The sequence below is a fragment of the Bacteroidota bacterium genome (genome assembly GCA_039111535.1).
GTDB lineage: Bacteria > Bacteroidota > Rhodothermia > Rhodothermales > JAHQVL01 > JBCCIM01.
This window is the reverse complement of record JBCCIM010000066.1, coordinates 17733-28401: the sequence shown is the minus strand read 5'-3', so window position 1 is coordinate 28401 and position 10669 is coordinate 17733. Positions and strand designations below refer to the sequence as shown.

The window sequence follows — 10669 nt, the reverse complement described above, 5'->3', positions numbered from 1 at the left end:
GCTTGTTTGCGGTAGGCAGCACGGCATCTGGCGCTTTCCATGTGAAACTGGCCGCGGCGTGTGTCTGGAAGAATAGAACGCGTTTAGTTAAGAACATGCAATAATTACCAGGCGCTTCTCTGCGCAGCATCAGATGGGTGTTCATCATATGCACCCGGCTGTCGTGCCCAATACCTCATCGCATATCGTCAATCATTAGTCCATAGTCTGCAGTCATTTACTCCTTGAATTAGTGACCAGCGATCACAGCAAAAGCGCTGTATGTCGGACTGGCTGGATGAATGACGAGAGACCCATGACGCATTGAAATGTTAAAATTAGCCAAATCCGTTGTTCAACGAATCGGTGGAGATACCGCGCACGGTGTAGCGTTAAATGGCAAGGCTGCAAAAGATTCTGCAGCGTTTAGTTTGCCGGCTTTTGTTGCTGTAACCGTGCAATTGGCGATGGTACTCTTTGCCATGCACCTTTTTCAGGTGGAAACGGCTACAGGTTTTAACAGACTGTTTCCCCTTATCCTTGGTGGTTTTATCGTCCACGCCATGCTTCCGCTTTCTCTGCGGATGCCATTTTTTGTGGCGTTAAGTTTTGCCGGCATTTTCACCATTTTTGGTACGGTAAACACAGCCTGGCTGATTGGGATTGGTCTTGTGCTCCTTGCCATGTGTCATCTGCCCGTGGCAAAATGGATGCGGGTGACGATTGTGGGGATTGCAGCTGCCGGACTTACGGCATTGCAGGCGGGCTTCTATGAGACCTCATGGTCGGTAGCCATTTTACCCGTTTTGGGTTCGATGTTCATGTTCAGGATGGCACTCTACCTGTACGATATGGACGCTGAGAAGAAAAAAGCTTCGCTCTGGGAGCGATTGGCGTACTTCTTCATGTTGCCGAATACTGTATTTCCCTTCTTTCCGATTATCGATTACATCCAGTTCCGTCGGTCGTATTACGACAAAGACGCGATCACCATCTACCAAAAAGGTGTTTTGTGGATGTTGCGCGGTGCCATCCACCTGATCATGTACCGGGTGGTGTATTACTACTATACGCCGGCAGTTGACGAAGTAGAAGGACTTGGTGGTGTAGTGCTGTTTATTGTCAGCGCCTACATGCTATATCTCCGCGTGAGTGGTCTTTTTCACCTCATTATTGGGATCATGTGTCTCTTCGGTTTCAACCTGCCGGAGACGCACAAACAGTATTTCCTGGCTTCAAGCTTCAACGATTACTGGCGGCGCATCAACATTTACTGGAAGGACTTCATGATGAAGCTCTTCTTCTACCCCGTGTACATGAAAACGCGCAGTTGGGGGCCTATAAATGCGTTGGTCTTTAGTACGGTGATCGTGTTTGCGTTTACCTGGCTGCTGCACTCTTACCAGTGGTTCTGGTTGCAGGGCGACTTCCCGCTCACAACCGTTGATGGTGTTTACTGGGGTGTGCTCGGTGTGCTGGTGGCGATCAACTCTGTATGGGAAATCAAAAAAGGCAAAGCCAAGAGCCTGAGCACAAAGAAGTGGGAATGGGGACCGGTGATGAAGCTGTCGCTCAAAACCGTGGTGACGTTTGTATTCCTTGCGCTAATGTGGTCGTTCTGGAGCAGCGAAGATGTGGCTGACTGGTGGCGCGTAATGCAGGAAGCCGGCAATGGTACGGCTGCTGAGTGGGGCCTTGTTGGCGCAGCACTGGTTGCGTTGTTTGTGCTGCTGGTCTTGAAGGAGTGGCTTGAAAGTAAAAATATCCACGTGTTTTTCGACGAGCGCAAAATGAGTTTTGCCGCTGTAGCCAGCCGCACCAGCCTCATGGCGCTGGCGCTAGTGCTGATCGGTACGCCGCAGGTTTATAACCAACTCGGTGAGTCGTCCGGGACCTTTATTGCTTCATTGCAAGAGACCCGCCTGAATGCCCGAGACGCTGCAATTGAAGAGCGTGGCTACTACGAAGGCCTGATGGATTCTCGGAGCTACACGTCTCAGCTTTCCTGGTCGAATACAGCAAAAGCGCCAGAGCATTGGCGGCCAATCATGGAAAGCGATCTGGTGGAAGATGGGCAAGGTGTGCTGATTTACCAGCTCAAGCCAAACCTGAAAAGTAGCTACAAAGACGCCAGCTTTCGCACAAACGATGCGGGCATGCGCGATAAAAACTACGTGGTTGCCAAAGATTCAAGCACGCTTCGGATTGCGCTCCTGGGGGCCTCCTACGAGCAAGGCGCCGGCGTAGAAAATCACCAGACCTTTGAAGCGGTGCTGGAAGATAGCCTCAACGCACAGATTGCAGGCAAACCTTATGACACCGTTGAGATCTTGAATTTTGCGGTGGGCGGATACAGTCCGGTGCAAAACGTGGCCACTGCGGCCGAGAAAATGGTACCCTTTGGACCGGACGTGATGCTCTACGCCATGTACTCGACCGAGAAGCGCCGGATGTTGATGCAGATGGAGAATATTGTGCAGCAAGGACGCACGTTGCCTTACCCCGGGATCAACGCAATTATTGAGCGCTCGGGTGTAAAGCCGGACATGACCAAAGATGAAATCCGTGCCTTGCTTGATCCCTACGCGGAAGACCTGTTAGCGTGGAGCTTTGGGCATATGTCTGAAACAAGCCGGGCAAATGGCATCGAGCCAGTAGCCTTGATGATGCCTACAACCCGTGAGCTTGAGGGCATCGACCCCGAATGGAAAGCCATTCTTACAAGAATTACAACAGAAGCCGGCTTTACCCTGATTGACATGGAGGGCGCCTACGGTGATATGGAAGAGCTTGATGTGGCGCTGGCAGCCTATGATCAACATCCGAATGTGGTAGGCCACCGGCTCCTTGCGCGCCGGCTCAGCGAAGAAATGGAAAGCCGCCCCGAATTGTTCAGTTTGCGCACCCCGGCCGCAGAGGCGCCAACAACTCTTAACGAATAGATCCACTGGGAAGTAATTGTTTGCCCAGTTATATAGCGACCTGATATTATGTTAAAATCCAGTAAGACCATTGTTGACCAGGTAGGAGGCAGTTCCTCTGCTGCTTCTGTACCGTTGCAAAACAAGCTGACCACTTTTTTTGAGAATTCGCGGCTTGCCAAGTTTATTGCCGTGACGTTGCAGTTGGGATTGCTCATCCTGATCCTCGAACACTTCAGTATTGAGGCGCGGAGTGGGTTACTGGATATTACCTATCTCATTTTTGGTGGCTTTGTGATTCATGCCTGGCTACCAATGGCTTTTCGGATGCCCTTCTTTTTTGGGCTCACCGTTGCCGCGATGGTTATGGTGTTTGGCGTGGTGAATGCCGCGTGGTTGGTGGGTATTTCGCTGGTTATGATTGGCCTCTGTCACCTGCCTATCCCGCGCCTGGCACGGGCGGTGCTTGTCGCAATTGCCGGGGCCGGCCTTGTGGCGTTACGCGCTGAATGGTACACCACAGAATGGTCGCCCGTGATCATTGCCGTCCTGGGCTCTATTTTTATGTTTCGGATTGTGTTGTACCTCTACGACATGCCCGGCGAAAAGAAGAAAGCAAACCTGTGGGAACGCCTGTGTTACTTCTTCATGCTGCCCAATGTGATTTTCCCGTTCTATCCAATTGTAGACTACATCACGTATCGGCGTACTTACTACAATAAAGACGACTACACGATTTACCAGAAAGGTGTGCTCTGGATGTTACGGGGAGCCATCCACCTGATTATTTACCGCGTGGTGTACTACCACATGAGTCCGGCTGTAGAGGATATTGTGGGCTTGGGCGGTGTGCTGTTGTTCATCATTTCCAGCTACTTGTTGTACCTCCGCATCTCGGGTCTCTTCCACCTTATTGTAGGGATGCTTTGCCTGTTCGGATTCAACCTGCCAGAGACGCACAAGCTGTACTTCCTGGCCTCTGGCTTCAACGACTACTGGCGGCGTATCAACATCTACTGGAAGGACTTCATGATGAAGATCTTCTTCTATCCGATCTTCATGAAAACGCGGCACTGGGGAAATACCACGGCGCTGGTATTTAGTACGCTGCTTGTATTCATTTTTACTTGGTTGCTGCACTCGTACCAGTGGTTCTGGCTGCAAGGGCGTTTCCCGATTCTGGAAGTTGATGCCGTGTATTGGGGTGTGTTGGGTATTCTGGTGGCAATCAACTCAGTGTGGGAAACCAAGCAAACCAAGAAAAAAGGCAAATTGGCTACCAGTGATACAAAGTGGGATTTCAAAGCCGCTATCAGCTTATCGCTCCGGACAACGGCAACTTTCCTCTTCCTGAGCCTGATGTGGTCATACTGGAGCAGTGAATCATCCAGCGAATGGTGGGCGATTATGAGCCAGGTTGGTAACAGCGGTGCAACAGAATTTATGTGGCTGGGGCTGGGTATTGCTGGCCTGTTTGTGGGCATCTTCCTGTGGTATGCACTGGAAGACAACGGCTGGGGCATTACGTTCAACGAGCACAAAGCGACCTTTGTGAAAACAGCGCTGTTTACCAGTATCGGACTACTCGCGGTGTACTCACTGGGGCAGCCGCAGGTGAATGAGCGGTTTGGCGTGAAGTCGGCTTCGTTCATCGCCTCGTTACAGGCGGATCGGATGAGCATCAAGGACGAGCAGGTACAGGAGCGCGGTTACTACGAGCAGTTGCTCGACTCGCGCGTGCAGATGTCAGCCCTTTGGGAATCAAACAAAAAACAGCCGGCAGATTGGAAAGGTATGGTGCCGGCCGGTGTAGCCCGCGCAACGGGTGACCTGTGGTACGAAGAACTCTTTCCCTCCATTGAAACAGTGTTCAAGCGTGCACCGCTCACCACGAACCAGTGGCGCATGAGGGATGGCGAATACACCCTCGAGAAGCCAGAGAATACACAGCGTATGGCCATGTTTGGTAAATCGTACGAAATGGGTTGGGGGGTAAGGAACGACCAGATCTTTGAACAAATTGCGGAAGATCGTCTGAACAAAGAGTATGCGCAGCAGACTGGGAAAAATTACGAACTGCTAAACTTCTCGGTTGGTGGATACACGGTTATTCAGTACGTGTTGCTGGCTGAAGGCAAGTTGAAAGATTTTGCGCCGGATGTGTTGTTTGTGACGGGGCACGCCGGCGAAGGCAGCCGGGTGGTGGCCAATGTGTTGAAATCGTATGCCAAAGATGTTGTATTCCCGCCAGAACTGCAGGCGTTGATCGACAAGGCGGGTATCAACAAAGAGATGCCCTACTCTGATCAGAAGCGCCGGCTTGATGCCTACGAGGAAGAGTTTGTGCGATGGGGATATGAACGCGTGCTGAAGGTTTGTGAAGAAGAAGGCATCTTGCCCGTGTGGTTGTTTGTACCGCGTACGATGGACCACCTCGAAGATCTCGAGGGCTCGTCGATGACCAAGACAGAATATGCTCGCTGGTCAGCGGTTGCTGCTGATATGGGCTTCGAAGAAATCTGGAGCCTCGACGGGGCGTTTAACGAATTTGAGGAAGTGGCTGAAATCCAGTTGGCAGAATGGGACACACATCCTAACATCAAAGGCCACAAATTACTCGGCGATAAAATGTACGAGGTGCTGACAGCGCGTCCGGATGTATTGGGTAACACCGTTGTGGAAGATGTTGTGCCGGAAGAAGCTGAGGTAGCTGGGCAATAACAAATGTCGATTTTCGAATGATGTGAATTAAGGGTTGGCAGCATGATCCAGCTTTTGCGTCTATAGCAAAAAATAGAAAATCAATCGGCAATCGAAAATCGGCATTCCTTTCAGCCATTAGCCTGCATTACTCGATATTGCTGGCCGGTCGGATGCCGGAGCCTGTGATGTTGAGTGGCTTGTCGCCAAGTACGTGCCGCATGGAATCAGCAAGCCCGGTGAGGTACGCCACCAGCTCAGGGTGTGCGGATGCGACATCAATTGATTCACCGGGGTTGGTTGCAAGATTGTAGAGTTCGAGACCGGTTGCGGGGAAGGTATACGTACCGGGCATACCATCCGCGCCAACTATATCGACCTTGCGATAGGTATGCGGGAGTTGGAGTTTCCAGTCGTCATGACGCAAAGCCTGCAATTGTTGCGCGTAATAGAAAAAGAGGGTTTTGTGGGGACTGGTTGACGACTGGCCCGTCAGTAGTGGCCACACATTTTTACCATCTATCTTATCTGCCGGGTAGGATGATCTGGAAAGCTGCGCCAGCGTTGGCAGCATATCAATGGTCATGGCCGGCGCATCCTGTACAGAGGAAGCTGGAATGTGACCTGGCCACCGGGCGATAAAAGGCACGCGAATACCACATTCCCAAACAGATCCTTTGCGGCCGCGCAGGGGCCCGCATTCGCCCCCGTGGTTGCCAAATACACGCCAGGGACCATTGTCTGAAGTGAATATCACCAATGTGTTATCTGCCAGCCCTTCTTCTTCGAGCGTTTTAAGGAGTTCACCCGTAGACCAGTCTATCTCCTGGATGACATCACCATAAGCACCTTGTACAGAAGTGCCCTGGAATTCCGGTGCCGTATACAAGGGTACGTGCGGCATGGTATGGGCGAGATACAGGAAAAAGGGTTGGTCCGTATGTGCTTTGATGAAGTCTACAGCCTTGCTTGTATAGCGCTGCGTGATCATCGATTGGTTGGGCTCTTTTTCGATGGTATCCAGGCCTTGAACGAGCGGTAGGGGCGGCCATTTTCTTGCGCGTTCCCGGGGATTGTTTGCCGGGTCTGGGCTCATGTCGTTGGAATAAGGAATACCGAAATAGCTATCGAACCCGTGGTTCGTGGGGAGAAAGGGTTCTAGGTGTCCAAGATGCCACTTGCCCACGGCTGCTGTCGCATACCCCTGGGGTTTAAGCATTTCTGCTATTGTGATCTCATCGTTGTTGAGGCCGCGTTTACTGTGCGGATTCAGGGCACCGCTAATGCCGACTCGGCGATGGTAGCTCCCTGTCAAAAGCGCTGCCCGTGAAGCCGAGCAGACGGGAGAAGAGACGTAGAAGTTCGTTAGACGAACCCCGTCCGCTGCAAGCGCGTCGAGGTGAGGGGTGTTGATGGTTGTTGCGCCGTAAGAACCGAGGTCGGCATACCCGAGGTCGTCTGCAAAAATGAGAATGATGTTGGGTGGTGCTTCCGGTTTGCAGCCGAGCAGGAGGAGGAAAAGGAGGCAGTATCGCATGGGTTTGGGGGTTTGCGTTTTAGTATAGGATTGGTGGGTGAGGAATTCCAATCGTGTGCGAACACACCCCTGCGCCTATGGCGCTGTCCCCTCTCGAGAGGGGAGTTTTGGGGTGCTTTGTTGGCGTTGGGTGAGGTGTATTGATCGTGTGCGAACACACCCCTGCGCCTGCTGCGCTGTCCCCTCTCAAGAGGGGAGTTTTTGGGGTGGTGCTTTGTTGGACTGTCTCAAAGGTAAGCGTCAACCAATTCCCCTCCTTGGACGGGGTGAGTCTGCGGGGATCAAGAGTTCTCCTGCATCTCAATCCAGTTTGAGATGGAATCCAGTACTTTATCCATGTTTTGCTTCACCTCCAGGTCATCAAACCGCATTATATAGATAACAAGCTGCTCAAGGCGGTTTTGCCGCTCAACATCGCGCTCGCGTCGGTTTTTCAGTTCATGGCTCATCCCATCAATTTCGATCGCGAGCATCAACTCGACGCAGAAGAAGTCGAGGATATATCTGTCAACAGGACGTTGCCGATGGAAGTCGTACCCATGCATCTGCCACCGCTTGAGGTGCTGCCAGAGGAGTATTTCTGACGTGGTGCTGTTGTTGCGCAGGTTGCGTGCCAGTGGGACGAGCCACGGATGGTAGGGAATAATGCGTCTGCGCTTGCGAACATGCAGCAGCGCCGGCGGGGGCCGCCGGCGCTGTCTCTTGTGACGAGGTAACTTCTTCTTTCTAGAATCCATCGTGTGCGGGGTTTACCCACACTAGACAACAGATTCCTGGCTTTCATACGCTTTAGCTTTTGGGGGGACAGGGGCTACGTAGCCAATGATCAGTAGCAGGGTGCCTACGCCGATAAACGAGATGACGCGGTGTATCGTGGTCAGATTGGACAGATCGACCACAAAGAGTTTCACAACCACAACAGCAAGCAACGCAGCTGATACAAGCCAGGGGATACGTTTACCTTGTCTGGCTGCATAGGTCATGGAGGTGAGCGCCAGCAGGGTCCAGCAAATCGAAAGGGCGCTTTGGAATGCTGAAGAATCCATCAGTTGTTCGGTATATGCCACATCGCCCCAGTGATGAACGGTCCGGCCGATGGTTGTATTCATCCACAAAAAGGCAGCGACAATCAGTGCCCACTTTCCAACGGCCTTTGCGTTTGTGCTCAGGAAGTCAGGAATGCGTTGGATTGTACAGCGGTACCAGTACAGCGTGGCAAGGCACGCGATGATGAAGGCGACATCGAGTGGATTTAACACGGGGATGAAAGGCAGCGGCGGTGTATTGCCTGACTCATAAAAGCCGATGCCCATCAACGCCATCCAGGTACCCATGATAACTGGAATAAGCGCCACTTTCAGGTATATGCTGGCATGTTTACCGATGGGCCAATGATTGCGCACAGACTGGTGGCTCACAAGCGTAATAATCAACAGCGGCGAGAGCAGTACGCTAATGGCTGCCCACGATGTGGCACTGCTTGTCCATTCATCCATCAACCAAATGGCTTCTGCGCCAACGAGGAGCATGACGAGCCACAGCGCTGTAGCGTGCCCAAGTGTTCGACTGAGTTTCCCCGATGTTTTGTCTGAGAAATAAAGTGCTGCATAAACACTACCAATGCCAAGTATCCAGATGATCGATCCCCACGACTCAAACGGGTGGGCGTACATGATGAAGTTGACCATCAAGAACCAGAAAAATAGTGGGATGGACAGTAAGGTCGCGTTAGATAACGGGCGCCAGTCTTTCAGTTTGCCAAGCATGACAAAGCCCAGCGTGCTGCCGGCTGTAAAGAGGATTTGAAGGTTCTGGCGTTCCTTAAAGTCGAAGTTGCGACGGATTTCCTCATAACCGCCGGCCATCCACCAGGCCAGGCCGGCGCCGAGTAGCAGGGTACCCAGCACCGCTTCGTATTTGTAGAGTACTTCCTTGTTTTTATATATCTGATAGCCGGCAAAGAGCGAAGCCACACTCAGTGTCAAGAAACCCAAATATGACGGATTGAACATCGGCTGAAAGGCTTCAAAAGCCTCGAACGTCGTGTTTTCGAGTCCGTAGAAAAACGAGCCTACCGCGAGTACGATGAGGGCCAGGCCGCCGGTGCGTACGAGGAAGCGCTGCTGTTTTATACCCAGCCAGATCAGGGCAGCCCCTTCAAGTGCCCAGCCTGTAGCGGTCCACGTTGCGCCAAGGGCAAAAGGAATCGTCATTGATAGCCCGGCGATCCCAATACCGATGAAGGCCTGGAGCAGCGTTTTCAGGTTTTCATTTTTTAACTGATAAATGAATGCGGCAACGAGGAGGTACGTCGCGCCGAGCGCAAAAGAGCTCCACGCCATGCCGTACTCAAAATGACCTGTTAACGCTGCCTGAATGGAAAAAGCAACAACGGGGAGTCCAAAGACAAGCGGGCCATCGATCAGTTTTGTTGGTTTGAGGCCATGGCGAAGCGCATACAGGAGCGCGATGCCCAGGTAATTCAGGAAAAAGACAATGGCGAAGGGTTGCGTGGAGGCGAAAAGCTCTGGTTTATAAGATGTTGCCCCCCACGCGATGCCGGCGATCAAGGTTGAGAAAAAGCCAGTCAGCCGCACGGCGCGCCATGGTTTTTGCCAGGCCATGCACAGGATGCCAGCGTTGATAATCGAGTAATAGAAAAACAAGGTGACGTGATCGCCACTACCAGTTGATATAACAAACGGCGCAGCAAAGCCCCCTAAGATGCTTATCACGGCAAGCGATTGGGTGTTTTGCCACAGGGCCAGTGCTGTGCCAGCGATGGTTACAACAACCATCAGCGCAAAAGCGAGCGGCGCATCGAGTAACGCGTAGAGCTTGTAGCTGGCAAAGATGGTGAGGTATAGAATGGCTATGCCGCCGCCTTGCAGGGTAAGTCCGTAGTTTCTGCGCTTTTTGGTAAGCCGCCGGCCCAATGCGATGAGCCCGGTACCCGTAAGGGCCGCCCCCAGGAGCCGAAACTCGATCGGTAGAAATCCTCCTTCAACAACGGCTTTGATCAGGAAGGAGAGGCCGACAAACAGTACTGCGATTCCCAACTTAACAAACAGGTTGCCACTGGTGAAAAAATGCTGCACAACTTGCAGGACATCTGAAAGCACATCCTGCCCTGGCACCGGATTGCTGAATGCTGGTGTCTCAACTGGTGCTTCCTTCTCTCGATCAATGTCTAGTTCTGGTTTGGAGGCCGTCGCGATGGGTTCTGGTGATGCAGCAACAGGAGCTTTTTCTTCGATGACTACATTGTCCTTGACGGTGTCATGCGCAATAACCGACGCCGGCGCGCTGCCGGCACTGGAAGATACCTCTGGGACGGGACTCTTCATGGGCGTATCAAAAGCTTCGAGTTTCGTTTCGAGATCTCTAAGCTTCCTGCGGTCTTCATTTGAACGAAAAAACAGATAGCCAAGCAGGAGTCCAGGAATAATGCCTTCCGCTTCAAAAAGCATAACGCCTACGATGAGGCCGGCAAGCATGATAAGGTAAACCATAACCTTGTACAGGGAAGGTG

The 10669-nt window shown here is 52.2% G+C and carries 5 protein-coding genes; 2 read left to right on the top strand and 3 right to left on the bottom strand.

Features of this window, described 5'->3' with window-relative positions:
* Positions 1 to 308 precede the first annotated feature (308 nt).
* Both AAF564_12050 and AAF564_12045 read left to right on the top strand, forming a co-directional pair.
* Positions 309 to 2921, top strand: coding sequence for a hypothetical protein (locus AAF564_12050; GenBank protein ID MEM8486274.1), 2613 nt, complete (start codon positions 309 to 311; stop codon positions 2919 to 2921).
* A gap of 48 nt (positions 2922 to 2969) precedes the next feature.
* Positions 2970 to 5621: a hypothetical protein gene (locus AAF564_12045; protein ID MEM8486273.1), complete on the top strand. Its 2652-nt coding sequence runs from the start codon at positions 2970 to 2972 to the stop codon at positions 5619 to 5621.
* A 127-nt stretch (positions 5622 to 5748) separates the two neighbouring features.
* On the opposite strand, the gene AAF564_12040 is transcribed toward AAF564_12045, so the two are convergent.
* The 3 genes from AAF564_12040 to AAF564_12030 all read right to left on the bottom strand — a co-directional run bounded on the left by AAF564_12040 (position 5749) and on the right by AAF564_12030 (position 10649).
* Positions 5749 to 7137, bottom strand: a complete 1389-nt coding sequence (locus tag AAF564_12040) for a sulfatase (GenBank protein MEM8486272.1) — start codon at positions 7135 to 7137, stop codon at positions 5749 to 5751.
* Between the two features lie 281 nt (positions 7138 to 7418).
* Positions 7419 to 7874, bottom strand: a complete 456-nt coding sequence (locus AAF564_12035; protein MEM8486271.1) for an endonuclease domain-containing protein — start codon at positions 7872 to 7874, stop codon at positions 7419 to 7421.
* Positions 7875 to 7895: 21 nt separating this feature from the next.
* Positions 7896 to 10649, bottom strand: coding sequence for a DUF2339 domain-containing protein (locus AAF564_12030; protein MEM8486270.1), 2754 nt, complete (start codon positions 10647 to 10649; stop codon positions 7896 to 7898).
* Between the last annotated feature and the right edge of the window lie 20 nt (positions 10650 to 10669).